Raw genomic sequence first — 17,886 nt, 5'->3', positions numbered from 1 at the left:
ATGTCAGAATTATTAGAAACTCAGAATACCGATGTCGAAACCGTGCTCCTTGTTGGGGTGGTGCTCCGAGGCGATGAGGAGTGGAAGGTGAAGGACACGATGGACGAACTCGCCCAGTTGGCGGAAAGTGCGGGCGCGGAGGTGGTGGGCCGCTTTGTTTGCCGCCAGCCAAAGATTAAGGCCGGACACTACATCGGCACCGGCAAGGCCGAAGAAATTGCCGACTGGATCAAGGAAAATCCTGTTTCGATGGTGGTGTTCGACGACGACTTGACGCCGGCCCAGGGCCGCAACCTCGAAAAGGTGCTCGAAACGCGCGTGCTCGACCGCACCCAGCTGATTCTCGATATCTTTGCGCAACGCGCCCACACGAGGGAGGGCAGTCTGCAGGTTGAACTCGCGCAGCACCTGTACCTGTTGCCGCGTCTGCGCAACATGTGGACGCATCTGGAGCGCCAGCAGGGCGGTATCGGCCTGCGCGGGCCGGGCGAAACGCAGCTCGAAATGGACCGCCGCCGTATTGAGGATTTGATCAAGACCATTAAACGCGATCTGAAACTGGTGCGTACCCGCCGCACCGAGCAACGCCGCGGTCGCCGTCGCCACGGCTGGGCGCTGGTCTCCATTGTCGGCTACACCAATGCAGGAAAATCCACGCTGCTCAACCGACTGTCCGGCGCCGACATCTATGCCGAAGACCAGCTTTTTGCCACGCTCGATCCGACCACCCGCCAGGTGGAACTGCCGAACCATGAACCGATGTTGATGACCGACACGGTGGGCTTTATTCAAAAGCTTCCGCACCATTTGGTTGATTCGTTCAAGGCCACGCTCGAAGAGGTGGCGGAGGCCGACTTGATTGTGCATGTGATCGATGCCTTGCATCCGCAGGTTGAGATGCAGATTGAAGCGGTGCACAAGGTGCTCGACGAAATCGGCGGGCTCGACAAGCCCATGCTTTATGTCTTCAACAAGATCGACGAGGAGCGGGGACGCAACGCCGCCAAGCGTTTGAAGGCCCAGTTTTCGAAGTCGGCGGCGGTTTCGGCGCTGACGGGAGAGGGGATCGATCTCTTGTTTGACGAGCTGGCCGACTGCCTCAAGGGGCGCAAGGTTGAACTCAAGCTTTCCGTACCGCTCAGCGAGGGAAAGCTGCTGGCCACGCTGCAGAAAAACGCCTCGATCCTGGAGCAGGAATATGAAGGCGCCAATGCCGAGCTGCTGGTGCGCGTCTCTGCCCAGATCGCCGCGCAATGCCGGCCGTTCGCGGTGGAATAGGCGCGCTTTGCGCCCATGGGTTCCTTGGTTTTGTAAATTGCTCCTTTCTTTCCGTTGGTGTAGTTTCGTTGCTTATTTGTTTATGAAGGAAATTCTATGGCAAAATCATTAATGCTGCATTTGGCTGCGGGGGCCGTTTGGGCCGTCTCGTTGAACGCGGGCGCTGCAGCGTGGACGCCGTTGCTGGATCAAAACCTTTCGCAATTCGAAGTCTGGATGGGGATTCCGCATACGAGCGTACAGGGCCTGTCCGCTGGGACGGAAACGTCTGAAGACTGCCACAAAGGCGTTCCGATGGGCCTCAATGCCGATGTGAAGCGCGTGTTCTCGATGACTGAAGACGGGGGCGAGCCGATGCTCCATGTTTCCGGCGAAATCTATGGCGGGCTCACCACGCTGGCGGAATATGAAAACTATCATCTGAGCTTCAAAATAAAGTGGGGCGAAAAGAAGTGGGCGCCCCGTCTGGATCAATTGCGCGACAGCGGCGTGCTCTATCACTGCCACGGAGAGCACGGCACTTTTTGGGGCGTCTGGAAATCGAGCCTCGAATGCCAGGTGCAGGAAACCGATCTCGGCGATTTTATTCAGATCGCCGGCCCCCGCGCAGAAATCCGCACCTCGAAAGTTGAAGGCACAAAACGCCCGCGTTTTGATCCGGCCAGCGCCGCCTATTCCAGCGGCTACATCAGCGCTTTTCCCGAACCTGACGCGCCGCATGGCGAGTGGAACCATATGGAGATTTATGCGGTGGGCGACACGTCCGTTCATGTGGTGAACGGCTTGATTGTGATGGTGGTGGAAAACGCGCGCAAAAAAGATGGGTCTCCATTGATCCGCGGGCAGATCCAGATTCAGTCCGAAGCGGCGGAATGTTTCTATAAAGACCTCCAGATCCGTTCAATCACTGGTTTTCCAGATCCCATTAAGTCGCAGCTTCGGTTGAAGCCGGAAGCGTATTTTCACAGAAAAGGAGTTTTATGAAGCGTAGATGTTTTTTAGGTGTGCTGGGTGCGTCGTCGGTGGCGCTGGGAGTGGGGCGCGGCAAACCGCAGAAGCCCAAATATATTTTCTATATGATCGGCGACGGCATGGGCGTGGCCCAGCGCGAAGCCGCTGACCGTTATGCCCGGATGAAATATCCGGCGCGCAAGGGCGGGCTGGCGATGAACCAGCTTCCGGCCAAGGCGCTGACCTCTACGACGGAAATCTCGGGGAAGGTGACGGATTCCGCGGCGGCCGGAACGGCGTTGGCCACCGGCTCGAAAACCGTCAACGGCGCCATTTGCCTGGGAGCGGATTTGCAGACGCCGCTGCGGTCGATGGCCTATGATGCGATGGATGCCGGCATGAAGGTCGGCATCGTGACTTCCGTTCCGATCGACCACGCCACGCCGGCCTCGTTCTATGCCACCGTTCCGAAACGCAGCATGTATTACGAAATCGATGAAGACCTTGCGCAGTCGAACATCGACTATTTTGCCGGCGAGCCCATGCTGGGGCGCGGCAAGTCCAAAGGAAAGGTGCCGCCGGAACAGTTGGCGAAGGATGCCGGCTACCAGCCGGTGAGTGATCGTTCGGCCTTCGATGCGCTCAAGCCGGGATGTGGCAAGGTGCTCGTGGAGCATAGTCTCGGCTATGCGATTGAGGGGAAGCAGGAGATTTCGCTGAACGACTATGTCCGCAAGGGAATCGAACTGCTCGATGGCCCGAAAGGTTTCTTCATGATGGTCGAAGGCGGCAAGATTGACTGGAGCGGCCATGCCAACGATTTGGCCTCCAACATCCATGAAACGCTGGCGTTCGACGAGGCGGTGAAGACGGCGCTGGAGTTTTGTGAAAAGCACCCCAAGGAGTCGTTGCTTGTTGTGACGGCCGACCACGAAACGGGCGGGCTGCTGCTGAACGAAGGCCCGCCTCCGCAGGATATGGCTTCCGTCATCGATGTGCAAAAATTCCAGTCGGCGCATTATGCCAACGAAATCAAGAAATGGAAGAGGGGCGGGAGCGTGGCGACAGATGCCGCCTATAACCGGATGGTTGAGGTGTTTGGCTTTACTGCCCTGACGGAGGAAAGCGGCGCCCGCATTCGCGAGGCGGTTGAGGCGGTGTTTTCGGACGACGCCAAGGATCCTCGCAGTCTTGCGGTGCAGAAAATGTACGGGAAAAAGAATGCGGCGGTGGTGAGCTGCCTGCACGAGCTGGCCTCGCGCGCCGGAGCTCAATGGAGTAGTTTTGGGCATACGGATACCCGGGTCGCCACCACGTCCTATGGCGGTTGGGCGGAACGCTTTAGCGGTGATAACGACAATACCGACCTTGGAAGCACGCTGCGGCAGCTGCTCGGCTCTTTTTAATCGTTCAGGGCTAGAATTCTGCAGGGATGTAGATATTATTTTCCGAGTTTTTAAGCAGTAATCGAGGGTGAGGAGAGAATGATGAAAAAATTACACATGGCTGTTGCTGCCGGAATCGTACTGGTTGGGGCAGTTGTTTTGCTGCTCCGTTCAGGGGGGCCGGAACAGCCGGGACAACCGGAGCCGCAAAGCTTCGTTGCAAGCCAAGGCGTTGAATCGAGCGCGACGGAGGCGCCGTCGATTGCTCCCGGAACAAGCAGCTCCGAGGCGGAGGAAAAGGAATCGGATCTTAAAGAGGCTATTCTGTCTAGCGCGGGAATCGAGGAAATGACTCCGGAGGAGGTCGCGGATATTTCCGAGTCGTTTGAGGTTTCGGCTCCAATGACCGAGTTCCTCGATACTGGAGACGAGGCCAGCGCCTTAAAGGAAGCCCGCCGGTTGGCCTCGCATCCCAACCGCGAAGTGCGCATGGATGCGTTGGATGTCATGCGCTGGATCGGTGGGGCGGCGGCGATCGATATGGTCGCTTTTTTCGGCGACCAAGATCCGGAGATCAACGCATTGGCCGAAGAAGCCTTTTGGGAGGCGATTGATGAGATCGACGACCCGGTGCTGAGCATTCGGATGATGGAAACCGCACTCAACTCTCCCAGCGCCGCACTGCGGCTGGAGGCCGTCGACCGTTTGGTCTACTTGCCGGATCATCTATCCTTTCCCTCGATTGCGAGAATGATGAACGACGAGAACCAAGAGGTGCGGGATCTGGCGCAGGAAAACTTACGGTTTATTTCAGAAGAAGAGTTCAGCTCTGAAGCGGAAGCCCTTAGCTGGTTCAGTCAAAATGAAAAAGAGCTGATCGACCTCTTCTCCGAGTAGAGTCCGCCGGCTTTAAAGGAACACGTTATGAATGTGAAGCGGAATGTGTTGATGTTCATGGGCGTAATGCTCGGATCGGCGTGCTGGGCAATGGGGGCTGCACCCTCCCGCCCCAACATTGTTTTTATTTTTAGCGATGACCATGCAACGCAGGCGATCAGCGCTTATGGCGGCATGCTGGCCAATGTTGCGCCGACGCCGAACCTCGACCGCATCGCTGAAAAGGGCATGCTGTTCACGCGCTGTCTGGTGGGCAACTCGATTTGCGGCCCGAGCCGAGCCACCATCCTGACGGGTAAGCACAGCCATCTGAACGGCTTTATGGTCAACGAGGCAACGGTGTTCGACGGCTCGCAGCAAACGTTCCCGAAGCTGCTGCAGAAAGCGGGCTACCAAACGGCGATCATCGGCAAGTGGCATCTAGGAAGCGATCCGACCGGCTTCGACTATTGGGAAGTGCTTCCGGGCCAAGGATATTATTACAGTCCTGATTTTGACGCCCCGGAAGGGACGCATCGCGAAACGGGCTACGTTACGGACATTATCACCTGGAAAGCAAAGAAGTGGCTTGATGAGCAACGCGATCCCGCCAAGCCCTTCATTCTAATGGTGCAGCACAAGGCGCCGCATCGGGAGTGGTCGCCCGCGCCGAAATATCTGAACGCCTTTGACGGCACCACGATGCCTGAGCCCGATACGCTGTTCGACGACTATGCCGGTCGAGGCACTGCGGCGCGCGAGCAAGACATGAGCATTGAAAAAACCATGGAGCTGGGCAAGGACCTTAAAATTAAGGAAGACGATTTTAATGGCCAGTTGGCCGACCGCATCCAGAAGCGGATGACGCCGGAACAGCTCAAGGCTTGGAACGCGGCCTATCAGCCCAAAAACGAGGCGTTTCTGAAGGCCAACCTGAAGGGCAAGGATTTGGTGCGTTGGAAATACCAGCGCTACCTGAAGGATTATCTGCGCTGTATCAAGTCGGTCGACGACTCCGTCGGAGAAATATGGAACTATTTGGAGCAGAAGGGGATGCTGGAGAGCACGGTCTTTGTCTATTCGTCAGACCAGGGCTTCTACCTCGGCGAGCACGGTTGGTTCGATAAGCGCTTTATGTATGATGAATCCTACCGCACGCCGCTGCTCGTCAGTTGGCCGGGCGTCACCAAGCCGGGGGTGGTGAACTCCGATCTCGTCTCCAACCTCGACTTTGCCGAAACCTTTCTCGATATCGCCGGAGTTGAAGCCCCGGCCGATATGCAGGGTGCAAGCCTGGTTCCCATCCTGGGCGGCATGAAGCCGGACGATTGGCGCACGACGCACTATTACCACTATTATGAATATCCCGGCTGGCACATGGTTCAGCGCCACGAGGGCGTGTATGACGGCCGCTACAAGCTGATTAATTTCTACGATCTCGGCGAGTGGGAGCTCTACGACCTGCAGTCTGACCCGAAGGAAATGAAAAACCAGCACGGCAATCCCGAATATGCCGAAGTCGTCAAACGTATGCACAAGGAGCTGGATGCTTCACGCGCGCAGTACGAGGTTCCGGAAAATCAGAAGAAAGACCTCTCCAACGTGGATATGCACTATCACTCGGAGTTTGTCCGCAAGCAGGCGGAAAAGAAAAAGTGAGGATAAGGGGACGGGCGGGGCCCGTCCCTGGTCATTTCTACCTCGCGTAGAACTCTGAAACCTTGTCCCAGTTGACCACGTTGAAAAATGCGGCAATGTAGTCGGGGCGTCGGTTTTGGTAGTGCAGGTAATAGGCGTGCTCCCACACGTCCAGTCCGAGAATCGGGAGGCCGTCACAGGACACATCCTTCATCAGCGGATTGTCCTGGTTCGGGGTGGAGCAGACGCTCAACTTGCCGCCGTCGTGTTTGCAGAGCCAGGCCCAGCCCGAACCGAAGCGCGTGGCGGCCGCTTTGCTGAACTGATCCTTGAAGCCGGCCATGCCGCCGAACGAATCATTGATCGCGCCCGCAAGCTCCGCCGAAGGTTGGCTTCCGGCTGCTCCCATGATTTCCCAGAAGAAGGAATGGTTTGCATGTCCGCCGCCGTTGTTGCGCACCGCGGTGCGCTTGGCTTCGGGAACTTCGTCCAAGCGGGCGCACAGTTCGCAGGGCGACAATCCTTCGAGACCGGTGCCTTCCAGCGCGGCGTTCACGTTGTTGATGTAGGCTTGGTGGTGCTTCGTATGATGGATCTCCATCGTACGCGCATCGATGTAGGGCTCCAACGCATCGTAGGCGTAGGGCAGTGCCGGTAACTCATATGCCATGATAAACCTCCTGTGGAATTTTTATTTTAATTGGCGTCATATTGGAACGGCTCCGGGTGAAGTCAAATTATAATAGTACAAATATAGTATTATATAGAAGCCGTTTTGAACAGGGATGGGGGTTTTAGGTTGAATTAATTTCCAATCCTTGGAGAATGGCGCGACTTTTTCGACGATTGGAATGGATATGGATAAACCGCAGAACATAGCAATATTGGGATACGGCCTCATGGGGGCTTCGCTGGCGCTAGGTCTGAAAAAGCGGGGCTTTACCGGACGTATTCTCGGTTATGCCCGGCGCGAAGAAACCCGTCTCCAAGCGTTGGAATCCGGTGTGGCAGACGAGGTGTTCGCCGATCCGGCCGAGGCGGTGCGCGATGCGGACATTGTTGTGGTATGCGTACCGATCTGGACCATTGCCAAGCTGGCGGAGCAGATTGTCGGCGCTTTGAAACCCGGCGCGGTCGTCACCGACGTCGGCAGCACCAAGTCCGAGCTGCTCAAAACCATGGGGCCGCTCTTCGCCGCCTCCGAAGCTTGTTTTGTGGGCTCGCATCCCATTGCCGGTTCGGAAAAAACCGGCATCGAGGCGGGCGATCCTGATCTCTACGAAGGCCGCCTCACAGTGGTATGCCCATCGGCCGACACGCCGGCCGAGGCGGAGCAGGCGGTTTCCAGTCTTTGGAAAAGCGCCGGTTCCGAAGTGGTTGAAATGTCGCCCGAAGTGCACGACGCCATGCTGGCCTCGACCAGCCATCTGCCGCATATGGTGGCCGCCGCGCTGGCGCGTTCCGTCGCCGACGGCGATTCGGCGAACAAGGCCGACTTTTGCGGAACCGGCTTCAGGGATACCACCCGCGTCGCTTCCGGATCGGCCGACATGTGGGTCGACATCATCGACACCAATCGCGCGGCGCTCGAAGCCGAGCTGGACCGTTTTAACGAAGAGCTGCAGGGGCTCATTCAAATCCTGCGCAGCGGCAACGGCGACGATATCCGCAACTGGCTCGAAGGCGCCGCCGGCGACCGCAACGAAATCCTCAAACTGAACAGGTTCTTGAAAAAATAAATTCAACACGAAGGCACAAAGGACACGAAGCAGGGATTTCTTGGTGTTCTTAGAGTCTTCAGCGAAGCGAGTGTTTCAATAGATATGAGTAGCAAAAAAGTATTTCCAGCAGCATTCGGTGGCACCGTAAAGGTTCCGGGCGACAAGAGCATTTCGCAGCGTGTGGCCATGCTGGCCTCGCTGGCCGAGGGCACTTCGAAGGTGACCGGCTACCTCAACGGCGAGGATGCGCGCAGCACGCTAGCGGCGATGGAGCAAATGGGCGCCAAGGCGGAGTTCCGCGACGATGCGCTCTACATCACCGGCGTGGCCGGCGAGCTTCAGCAACCGGACGAGCCGCTCAGTATGGGCAACTCGGGAACCGGCACGCGCCTGCTGGCCGGTATTGTGGCCGGCGCGGGGATCGAAGCTTCAATGGTCGGCGACGACTCGCTGTCGTCGCGCCCGATGGGCCGGATTCGCCATCCGCTCGAACTGATGGGCGCACGCATTGGACTGACCGGCAAGCGGGGCACGCTGCCGATGATGATTTGCGGCGGCAACCTGAAGGGCACGGGCTATCTGCTGCCGATGGCCTCGGCGCAGGTCAAGTCGTGTGTTTTGCTGGCCGGTTTGTTTGCCGAGGGTAAAACGACGGTGGTGGAACCGCGGCCGACGCGCGACCATACTGAAAAACTTTTCCAGGCTTTGGATATTCCGATCGAAATCAACGGGCTTGAAATTTCCATCGAAGGCTATGGCCGGTCTGGGCCGCGCTTCAAGGCGCGCGACTTTGTGGTGCCGGGCGATTTTTCGTCGGCCGCCTTTTGGATCGTTGCCGCTGCCTGCCGTCCGGGGGCCGAACTGCTGATTGATAACGTCGGCCTCAATCCGCGGCGCACGGCGCTGCTGGATGTGATGAAGCGCATGGGCGCGGACATCGAAGTAACGGTGACGGAGGAGAAGGGCGACCCCTACGGCACCATCAAGGTCCGTGGCGCTAAACTGAAGGGCACGGTAATCGATGGCGACGAAATTCCGAACCTGATTGACGAGCTTCCGATTATTTCGGTGGCCGGGGCGCTGGCCGTAGGTCAAACAGAAATCCGCGATGCCGCCGAGCTGCGTGTAAAGGAGTCGGACCGCATTGCCGAGATGGTCAAGAACCTGCGCCTGTTCGGCGTCGAGGTGGAGGAAAAGGACGACGGCATGATTGTGACGGGCCCGGCAACGTTGAAAACGCCGAATGTCGTGATCGACAGCCACGGCGACCACCGCATTGCCATGTCGATGGCGGTGCTGAACAGCTTTAGCGACGGACCGCTCACCATCGACAATGTAGGGTGCGTGGACACCTCGTATCCCGAATTCTGGCAGCACATGGAGCAGCTCGGCGGACGGGTGGAATAATTTAAACACGAAGGCGCAAAGGACTCTAAGAAGGATTTCCTTTGTGGCCTTCGAGTCTTAAGCGAGCCCGCGAGCGGGTGTTTATAAATTTTTTGATTGGAGAGAGAGAATGGGAAAAGCAATTGCTATAGACGGGCCTTCGGCTTCGGGGAAGTCATCGGTGTCGAAGGGCGTGGCCGCTGAACTCGGATTCATGTATGTGGATTCCGGGGCGCTCTATCGCGGCGTGACTTGGCAGGCGATCCGCAAGGGCGTCGATGCAACGGATGCAGCGGCGGTGCTGGATGCGATGCACGCGGCCGATTGGGATTTTTTTGTGCAGGACGGCGCAGCAATCTTTTCGGTGGATGGCGACGTTCCTGTGCAAGAGCTCCGCGAAAAGGATGTGCGCGAATCGGTGGCCCATGTGGCGGCGATTCCCGAGGTCCGCAAGTTTGTGGTCGAAAGCCTCCAATCCTTGGAAAACTTTGGTTCGTTGGTGATGGAGGGGCGCGATATTGGAACTGTGGTGTTCCCGGACTCGCCTTATAAATTCTATCTCGACGCCGATCCGGAGGAGCGCGCGATGCGCCGCTATCGCGAGCTCGTTGCCGCTGGCGAAGACGAAAAGGCGCACGAAGTGATGGACAGCCTCAAGAAGCGCGATAAGATCGACTCAACCCGCAAGACCGATCCGCTGGTGGTTGCGCCGGGCGCACAGGTGATCGACAGCACGTTGATGACGCTTGAAGAAGTGATTCAAACCGTTGTGGATTCCGTTAGGGGAGAATAATGATCGATCCGATTAAACACGAAGTCATGGCCGATATGCGGGTGTACCAGGCGTCCACCCGCGTGTTTAAATTGTTTTTGCTGCTGTGGAACCGGCTCAGCATCCGGGGCGTGGAAAATATTCCCGCCAAGGGCGGCGTGCTGCTGGCCTCGAACCATGCGAGTTTTCTTGATCCGCCCGTGGCCGGCGTTGGATATCGCGGACGGCCGATTCATTTCATGGCACGCAACACGCTCTGGAATTCCAAGTTCGGCAAGTGGTGGATGGACAAGGTGGGCTGCATTCCCGTTTCGCGCGGCACCGGCGACATCAAGGCGCTGAAGTTGACCATCAAGGCGTTGAAGGAGGGGAAGGCGGTCTCCATGTTCCCAGAAGGAACGCGTACGGAGGACGGCGAGTTGCAGGAAGCCAAGGGCGGCATCGGATTCATTATTGAAAAATCCGGATGCGTCGTTGTTCCCGCATATATTGACGGCACCTACAAGGCGCATCCGAAGGGCACCAAATTCATCCGGCCGACCAAAGTGACCATTACTTACGGAAAGCCCATCACGCAGGAAGATTTTCAGGCGTTGGGTTCCGGACGCGAGGCCTACGATGCGCACGCCGCGCTGATCATGCAACGCATTGCGGATCTGAAGAACGGGAAGAAATAGTACTGCGTATTGCGTATTGCGTACTTCGTATTGACTCTCTGGAATGAGTCCCTGAAGATTGCACGCAATACGCAATACGCCATTGACTTGACCAACTTGACCAACCATTATGCTGTCGGAGGTTGGATATGAAGAAAAAAGTAAATATTTACGAAGCGAAGACGCATCTTTCAGAGCTGATCAAGCAGGTTCAGGAGACGGGCGAGCCCTACACCATTTGCAAAAACAACAAGCCGGTGGTCGACATTGTGGTGCACCGGAAGGCGGAGAAAAAAAAGAAGCTTCCAGATCCTTTGCCGGAATATGACGGCAAGGGTGGTTATCTGTGCGACCCGCTGGAGTCAACCGAAGATCTGTGGCCCGAGGAATACCGCTAATGCTCTTGCTGGATACGCACACTTTCATTTGGCTTTGCATGAGGCGCGATCTATTGCCGGTAAAACTTCTCCAATTGATGGACGACGAGTCTGACGGCTTGTTTATTTCGTCAATTACCGCCACTGAAATAGGGCTTCTTGTCAGCCGTGGAAAAGTTTCAATTCCGCGTTCGTGCAAAGAATTTCTGGATGAAAACCTAGCGTGTTTCGGGATCCACGAGGTTCCAATTGATGTCGAAATTGCCTTGGCCTCCACCCAGCTCCCGCCGATCCACCGCGACCCGTTCGACCGGATCATCATTGCCACCGCACAAAAGTTTGGCATGACCATTCTGACGAAGGACCGTACCATTCCAACCTATCCAAAAGTGAAGGCGGTGTGGGAATGAGCGAATCGATGCATGACGCGCTGCACCGGATATTCGGGTTCCGGGAATTCCGCCCGAACCAGGAGGAGATTGTTTCCGCGATTCTGCAGCAACGCGATGTCTTTGCGGTGATGCCGACGGGCGGGGGCAAGTCGCTTTGTTATCAGCTTCCGGCGTATATGCTCGACGGGCTGTGCGTGGTCATCAGTCCGCTCATTTCGCTGATGAAGGATCAGGTCGACGCCGCCAAGGCCAACGGTTTGGATGCGGAGTTTTTGAATAGCTCACTGGCGCCGAAAGACCGCTTCCGCGTTTTACAGGCCATGGAAAACCACCAGCTGGATCTGCTTTATGTCTCGCCCGAGCGCTTCGCCATGCCGGACTTTATCACCACGCTCAAGCGGGCGAAGGTGTCCTTTTTTGCGATCGACGAGGCGCACTGCATTTCGGAGTGGGGGCACGATTTCCGGCCGGACTATCTTTCGCTCGCCAACATTGTTAAGCATTTCCCGAAGTCGGCGGTGGCGGCGTTCACGGCCACGGCCACGCACCAGGTTTCGGACGACATCGTTAATAAGCTCGGCCTGCGCAACCCGCATTTGACTCGGGCTTCGTTCGACCGGCCCAACCTGTTTTATCAGGTGGTGCCCAAATCCGATCTCGACCTGCAGATCCTTCAGTTTTTGCGTGAGCATGAAGGCGAGTCGGGCATCATCTACCGCATCACGCGCAAGAGCGTCGAGTCCACCGCCGAGTTTTTGCAGGAGCAGGGCATTCAGGCGCTGGCCTACCACGCTGGGCTGACCCCGAAACAGCGCAAAGAAAACCAGGAATCCTTCAACCGCGATCAAGTCCAAGTGGTCGTCGCCACGATTGCGTTCGGCATGGGGATCGACAAGTCCAACGTGCGGTTTGTGCTGCACGGCGATCTTCCCAAAAACATGGAAGGCTATTATCAGGAAACCGGCCGGGCCGGGCGCGATGGCGAGCCGGCGCACTGCCGGCTTTACTTCAACCGCAGCGACATGGTCCGCATCCGCTATTTCATCGAGCAGACTGAAGACCCCAACGAGCGAAAGATTGCCGAGCAGCAGCTGTTTCAGATGGTTCGTTTCGCCGAGGCCAACGTTTGCCGGCGCAAAAGCATTCTCGGCTATTTCGGCGAGACCTACGAAAAAGAGAACTGCAAAACGTGCGACGTTTGCATGGGCGATGTGGAATGCGTCGATGCCACGGTGCCGGCGCAGAAAATCATGTCGGCCATCTACCGCTCGGGCCAAAAGTTCGGCGCGGTACACATTGCCGATATTGTGGTCGGCGCCAAAACACAGAAGATTCGCCAGCTAGGGCACGACCAGCTCAAGACCTACGGCGCCGGGAAGGATGAGGATAAAAAATACTGGAGGCGCGTGATCGACGATTTGCTGGCGCAGGACTGCATCGTCCAGAATGCGGAGCAGTATTCTGCGCTGGAGCTCACGCCTAAGGGGCAGCGGGTGCTGATGGGCAAAAAGAATTTTGAAGTGATCCGTCAGAAAGAAGGCAAGAAGAAGGCGATGGCCGGCATGTCTGGCGACTATTCGCAGAAGCTCTTTGAGCAGCTGCGCGCTGAACGGAAGCGTCTGGCGCAAGAAGAGGGCGTGCCGCCGTTTGTCATTTTCTCCGACCGCACGTTGCGCGAAATGGCGCTCTATTTCCCGGACACGCCCGAACAAATGGGAAGCATTTCCGGAGTTGGCGCCGCCAAACTCGAAAAATACGGCGACACGTTCATGACCATCATCGAGATGTTCAAGCACATGCATCCCGAAGAGGCGGAAAAACGGTCCCTGCTGAAGGTGCCGCTCACGGTCAAGAAGACGCGCAAAAAGAAGACCGGCCAGACCGTTAAAGAAACCCTGAAAATGGCTCAAGAGGGCTTTTCGATGGAGGCGATTTCCGAACTTCGAGGTCTTTCTGAGGGCACGGTCAGCATGCACATTGAAAGCCTGCTGGAGGAAGGGCAGGGCAAGGGCCTGGACATTGACCGCTTGATGGAACCCGACCAACGAATGCTGTGTGAGGAGCTGTTCAACCGCCTTTCCGGCGCCTCGATGCGCTCCATCATAGAAGCTTCCGGCAACAAAGTATCCTATGCCGATCTCCGGCTCGTCCGCGCCTTTATGCAAACAAAGAGTTAGGCAGACGCCGTTGCCTCCTTTTTTTGTAGAACTTCTGGGAAAATAAGCTTGTTGAGGTTGGACATCTGTCGTATACAAAAAGACATATGACAGGAGGCGGTTATGAAAGAAAAGCAATTCACCTATCCGTTGATTGAAGAGCAGGCGTTCGCCGACCTCATGGTTGAAGAACCAGTGGCCATCTTTGGCACTGTGGAAAACCGGGGAGAGGTTATTGCCCGGATCAAGGAGGGACTGCCCACAGCCAGCTTTGAAAAGCTGCGCAAAGAATTCGGCGTTAGCGCGGTAGAACTTGCCAAGACGCTGAATATCAATATGCGGACGCTTAGCAGGAGAAAGCAAAGCGGCCGGCTGGATATCGATGAGTCCGAGCGGGTGTACCGTCTGGCGCGCCTGTTCCAGATTGCCTTGAACCTGTTCGAGGATGCGGATCTGGTACGGCGCTGGTTTGCCGGCCCCAAGGAAATCTACGGCGGGCTTACTCCTCTCAATTATGCCGATACCGAGCCGGGGGCGCAGGAAGTTGAAAAGCTGCTGCGCCGCCTTGAGCACGGCGTCTTTTATTAGGGGGGAGGCTGATGCCCACGGCATGGAGGCTCGTTCATAAGAAATATATGCACAGCGCGTTTTCCGGGCAGGGTGCCCGTCTGGCAGGCGGGCGGTGGAATGCGGAAGGCCATGCCGTGGTCTACACGGCAGGATCGCTTTCCTTGGCGTTGCTTGAAATCATTGTCCATCTGGAATTCAAAGAGGCGCTGAAACTCTACAAAGCGATTCCCGTCGATATCCCGGACAGCCTTTTGCAATCCATCGACCCGGCTAAACTGCCGGACGGCTGGAGCGCAAGTCCGCCGCAACCCTGCACACAGTTCATTGGCAACTGCTGGATGGAGAGACTGTCTACTGTCGCGCTAAGAGTGCCCAGCGCCATCGTTCCCAACGAATCCAATTATCTGTTGAATCCAGCCCATCCTGAGTTCAGCCAGATTAAGGTTGGCGAGCCCATCGATCTTCCGGTTGATCCGAGGGTGCTGGAAAGGCTGGCCTGAGCTTCACTACGAAAAAGCCCCGCCGGTGAGAGCGGGGGTTTTTTTATTTCCACTGTCTGGACATCTTAATCGACGAGCATTTCGTTCATGCGGGCGGCGAAGCCGGCCGGATCGTCGAGCTTGGCACCGGAGGCGATGACCGCCTGGTCGTGCAGCAGCTTGGTCAACGTTTCGACCTTCGGATCCTTTTGGTCGGCGTCGTATAGGGCCTGCACTTTTTTGACGACGGCGTGTTCCGGGTTGAGCTCGAGCACGCTTTCCTTTTTCGGAACGTCTTGTCCCATGCGGCGCATCATTTCTTCGATGTGCGGGCTCATGGACATTTCATCGCCCACGAGCACGGCGGCGGAATCCTTGAGGCGGGTGGTCAGCTTGACTTCCTTGACGCCTTCGAGCAGCTCTTTGGCAAAGCCAATGTAGCCTTCGAACTGCTTTTCTTCGTCCTTGAGCTTTTCCTTGTCCTCTTCGATGTCGCCCTTGTTGACGGCCTTGAGCTTCTTGCCCTTGTATTCCATCAGCTGCGGAATGACAAAGTCGTCGATCGGATCGATCATCAGCAGGACTTCTTTCCCGTCGGCCTTGAAGGATTCGAGGTAGGGGGAGTTTTCAATGGAGCCGCGGTTTTCGCCGGCGAGGTAGAGGATCTCTTCCTGACCTTCGGCCATGTTTTCAACATAGTCGGCAAAGCAGGTTTTTTCACCGGCGTCCTTGCTGGTCGATTCGAACAGCAGCAAGTCGGCAATCTTTTCCTTGTTTTCCCAGTCGGACTGCAGGCCTTCCTTGAGGATGGTGCTGAAGTTTTCGTGGAAGATCAAAAATTCGGCGTAGTCCTTTTTCTTCATCTGCGCCAGCGTTTTGAGGATGCGTCCGACGAGGTTCTTGCGGATTTTATCCAGCATCGGGTTTTCCTGCAGAATTTCACGGGAAACGTTAAGCGGCAGGTCGGAGGAGTCGACCACGCCCTTCACGAAGCGGAGGTAGCCCGGCAGCAGGTTGTCGAACTCGTTGCTGATGAAGACGCGCTGGACGTAGAGGTGCAGGTGAGCCTTGGGGTCGTTGTTCATCATCATGTCGAACGGCTTGGCTTCGGGGATGAAGAGCAGGGCCTTGAACTCGATGGCGCCTTCGGCGTTGTAGTGGATGGTTTCAGCCGGGCTGTTCATATCGTGCGAAATGTGTTTGTAGAATTCGCCGTATTCTTCGTCGGTGATTTCGTTCTTGGGGCGCAGCCAGATCGCCTTTTGGGTGTTGATTTGCTCTTCCTTCTCTTCTTCGACTTCGGTTTCTTCATCCTTCACGGTGGTGAAGAGCACAACTGGATGTTCGAGGAAGTCGGAGAATTTTTTAACGGTGGAGCGGATGGTCCACTCGTCGAGGTATTCGGCGGCATCTTCTTTCAGGTGCAGGATGATTTCGGTGCCGCGCGTTTCTTTGTCGGAATCCGACAGGGTGAATTCGCCCGTTCCTTTTGACTCCCACTGAATTGCATCTTCGCCGTGGGCTTTGGTGATGACGGTCACATCATCGGCGACCATGAAGGAGGCGTAGAAGCCGACACCGAACTGGCCGATCAATTCCGGGTTGTTCTGCACGTCCATTTCTTTGGCTTTCGCCAGAAAGGCCTTGGTGCCGGAATGGGCAATGGTGCCAAGGTTTTCGATCACCTGATCGCGCGACATGCCGATGCCGTTGTCGGAAATGGTCAGCGTTTTGGCTTCCTTGTCGGCGCGCAACGAAATTTTCCAGTCGGAATTGCCGTCGAGCAGCTCGTCGTTATTAAGGCCTTCGAAGCGCACCTTGTCGATGGCGTCGCAGGCGTTGGAAATCAGCTCGCGCAGGAATACCTCGCGGTGGGAATACAGCGAATGAGTGATGAGGTGGAGCAACTGCGCCAGCTCGGTCTTAAATTCCATGGTTTGTTCGGACATTTTTCTCTCCTTGTTACTTCGTTAAGCAAAAACAGGCGATAGGATTACGGCAGCGGAGGTTGTAGTTCAAGCCTGAAAAAAGGTTTGTAGTCCCGCCTTTAGGCGGTCATTCCGCAGAAGCCGCCTAAAGGCGGGGCTGCGAACGCTTTTCTACAGAATCAGCATGCAGTCGCCATAGCTGAAGAAGCGGTATTTTTCCTGCACGGCGGTTTTGTAGGCTTTGAGCATCAGTTCGCGTCCGGCAAAGGCGGACATCATCATTAAAAGTGTCGATTTGGGCAGGTGGAAGTTGGTGAGGATCGCATCGACGTTTTGGAATTCGTAGGGCGGATAGATGAAAATGTTGGTGGACCCCTCGTCCTTTTCAATGCTTGGAAGCGATTCCAAGGTCCGCACGCTGGTGGAGCCGACGGCGACGACGCGCCCGCCGGCCTGTTTGGCGTTGCTGATGGTTTTGGCCGCTTCTTCCGAGACGGCATAGCGCTCGTAGTGCATTTTGTGGTCGGTGATGATTTCCGCCGAGACGGGGCGAAAGGTGCCAAGGCCGACGTGCAGGGTCAATTCGGCCTTGCTCACGCCCTGGTTTTCCAAGGTTTGGAAGATTCCCGAGGTAAAGTGTAGGCCAGCGGTGGGGGCGGCGGCAGCGCCGGGCTCGGAAGCGTAGACGGTTTGGTAGCGTTTTTTGTCTTCGTCAATTTGCTCGGCGGTCTGCTCCTTGCGGGAAATATAGGGGGGCAAGGGGGGCACGCCTTCTTCGTCGAGGATTTCCATTAGCGGGCGGTCGGAGTCGATTTTGAGCACGGCTTCGCCCTGTTCGCCGTCGTAGAGCATTGTGGCTTTGGCCTTGCCGGAGCAGAGCGTCAGCTCGTCGCCGACCTTGGGGCGCCGCGAGGTTTTCATTAGCACCTTCCATGTTTGAGTGTGGTGCGTGCTTCTCGAAGAGAGCGCGCTTTGCGACAGAGACGCGCTCTTTTCGAGAAGTTCGTGGCTACATCCTTCGGGTTCTGTAACTTCTTCGAGAAGCAGTAGTTCCACTTTTCCGCCGGAGGCGGACTTGTGGCCGAAAACGCGGGCGGGAATTACTTTGGTATTGTTGAGCACCAGCACGTCGGGGGCGTATAGGTAGTCGATGATGTCGGAGATCGTCTTGTGCTCAATTAATCCGGAATCGCGGTGGAGCACCATCATGCGCGCCAGCTCACGCCGTTCGGGCGGGTGCTGGGCGATCAGTTCCGGGGGCAGATCATAGTTGAATAAGTCGGTTTTCATTTGATAGCTTTTAAAGATCGCAGAAGGATAC

At 56.5% G+C, this 17,886-nt stretch carries 17 protein-coding genes; 14 read left to right on the top strand and 3 right to left on the bottom strand.

Going from position 1 to position 17,886, the window contains the following annotated elements; all coding sequences use genetic code 11:
- The 5 genes from hflX to SCARR_RS10535 all read left to right on the top strand — a co-directional run bounded on the left by hflX (position 1) and on the right by SCARR_RS10535 (position 6,149).
- The gene (gene hflX / locus SCARR_RS10555; protein WP_136061546.1) at positions 1-1,278 is read left to right on the top strand and encodes a GTPase HflX; all 1,278 of its coding nucleotides are present in this window, start codon (positions 1-3) and stop codon (positions 1,276-1,278) included.
- Between the two features lie 96 nt (positions 1,279-1,374).
- Positions 1,375-2,262, top strand: coding sequence for a 3-keto-disaccharide hydrolase (locus SCARR_RS10550; protein WP_187356365.1), 888 nt, complete (start codon positions 1,375-1,377; stop codon positions 2,260-2,262).
- Complete coding sequence (locus SCARR_RS10545) at positions 2,259-3,635, top strand: alkaline phosphatase (protein ID WP_136061545.1); 1,377 nt, start codon at positions 2,259-2,261, stop codon at positions 3,633-3,635. The genes SCARR_RS10550 and SCARR_RS10545 overlap by 4 nt, the downstream gene beginning before the upstream one ends.
- 78 nt (positions 3,636-3,713) lie before the next feature.
- Complete coding sequence (locus tag SCARR_RS10540; protein WP_136061544.1) at positions 3,714-4,511, top strand: HEAT repeat domain-containing protein; 798 nt, start codon at positions 3,714-3,716, stop codon at positions 4,509-4,511.
- Between the two features lie 27 nt (positions 4,512-4,538).
- Positions 4,539-6,149 (top strand): sulfatase family protein, encoded by a 1,611-nt coding sequence (locus SCARR_RS10535; protein ID WP_222846261.1) that lies wholly within the window; start codon positions 4,539-4,541, stop codon positions 6,147-6,149.
- 37 nt (positions 6,150-6,186) lie between these two features.
- On the opposite strand, the gene SCARR_RS10530 is transcribed toward SCARR_RS10535, so the two are convergent.
- Positions 6,187-6,798 (bottom strand): superoxide dismutase, encoded by a 612-nt coding sequence (locus SCARR_RS10530; RefSeq protein ID WP_136061543.1) that lies wholly within the window; start codon positions 6,796-6,798, stop codon positions 6,187-6,189.
- 187 nt (positions 6,799-6,985) lie between these two features.
- Between SCARR_RS10530 and SCARR_RS10525 the strand changes: the two genes are divergently transcribed.
- The 9 genes from SCARR_RS10525 to SCARR_RS10485 all read left to right on the top strand — a co-directional run bounded on the left by SCARR_RS10525 (position 6,986) and on the right by SCARR_RS10485 (position 14,658).
- Complete coding sequence (locus SCARR_RS10525; RefSeq protein WP_168433225.1) at positions 6,986-7,867, top strand: prephenate dehydrogenase; 882 nt, start codon at positions 6,986-6,988, stop codon at positions 7,865-7,867.
- Positions 7,868-7,951: 84 nt separating this feature from the next.
- Entirely contained in the window at positions 7,952-9,256 is a 1,305-nt protein-coding gene (gene aroA / locus SCARR_RS10520; RefSeq protein ID WP_222846260.1) for a 3-phosphoshikimate 1-carboxyvinyltransferase, read from the top strand.
- A 109-nt stretch (positions 9,257-9,365) separates the two neighbouring features.
- Positions 9,366-10,028: a (d)CMP kinase gene (cmk, locus tag SCARR_RS10515; protein ID WP_136061540.1), complete on the top strand. Its 663-nt coding sequence runs from the start codon at positions 9,366-9,368 to the stop codon at positions 10,026-10,028.
- A complete protein-coding gene (locus tag SCARR_RS10510; protein WP_136061539.1) occupies positions 10,028-10,684 on the top strand; it encodes a lysophospholipid acyltransferase family protein in 657 nt (218 codons plus the stop codon). Before cmk ends, SCARR_RS10510 begins: the two co-directional genes overlap by 1 nt.
- 128 nt (positions 10,685-10,812) lie before the next feature.
- Positions 10,813-11,061, top strand: coding sequence for a type II toxin-antitoxin system Phd/YefM family antitoxin (locus SCARR_RS10505; protein WP_136061538.1), 249 nt, complete (start codon positions 10,813-10,815; stop codon positions 11,059-11,061).
- Positions 11,061-11,450 (top strand): type II toxin-antitoxin system VapC family toxin, encoded by a 390-nt coding sequence (locus tag SCARR_RS10500; protein WP_136061537.1) that lies wholly within the window; start codon positions 11,061-11,063, stop codon positions 11,448-11,450. Before SCARR_RS10505 ends, SCARR_RS10500 begins: the two co-directional genes overlap by 1 nt.
- Complete coding sequence (gene recQ / locus SCARR_RS10495; RefSeq protein ID WP_136061536.1) at positions 11,447-13,609, top strand: DNA helicase RecQ; 2,163 nt, start codon at positions 11,447-11,449, stop codon at positions 13,607-13,609. The genes SCARR_RS10500 and recQ overlap by 4 nt, the downstream gene beginning before the upstream one ends.
- 102 nt (positions 13,610-13,711) lie before the next feature.
- Positions 13,712-14,176 (top strand): type II RES/Xre toxin-antitoxin system antitoxin, encoded by a 465-nt coding sequence (gene parS, locus SCARR_RS10490; RefSeq protein ID WP_136061535.1) that lies wholly within the window; start codon positions 13,712-13,714, stop codon positions 14,174-14,176.
- Between the two features lie 11 nt (positions 14,177-14,187).
- The gene (locus SCARR_RS10485) at positions 14,188-14,658 is read left to right on the top strand and encodes an RES family NAD+ phosphorylase (protein ID WP_136061534.1); all 471 of its coding nucleotides are present in this window, start codon (positions 14,188-14,190) and stop codon (positions 14,656-14,658) included.
- 65 nt (positions 14,659-14,723) lie between these two features.
- Here SCARR_RS10485 and htpG read toward each other — a convergent pair whose 3' ends face one another.
- Positions 14,724-16,586 (bottom strand): molecular chaperone HtpG, encoded by a 1,863-nt coding sequence (gene htpG / locus SCARR_RS10480; protein ID WP_136061533.1) that lies wholly within the window; start codon positions 16,584-16,586, stop codon positions 14,724-14,726.
- 150 nt (positions 16,587-16,736) lie between these two features.
- A complete protein-coding gene (queA, locus tag SCARR_RS10475; RefSeq protein WP_136061532.1) occupies positions 16,737-17,855 on the bottom strand; it encodes a tRNA preQ1(34) S-adenosylmethionine ribosyltransferase-isomerase QueA in 1,119 nt (372 codons plus the stop codon).
- Between the last annotated feature and the right edge of the window lie 31 nt (positions 17,856-17,886).

Origin of the sequence: Pontiella sulfatireligans, assembly GCF_900890705.1 — a bacterium.
Classification (GTDB): Bacteria; Verrucomicrobiota; Kiritimatiellia; order Kiritimatiellales; family Pontiellaceae; genus Pontiella; species Pontiella sulfatireligans.
Note: the sequence above shows the minus strand (reverse complement) of the source record. Positions and strands in the feature narration are given on the sequence as shown.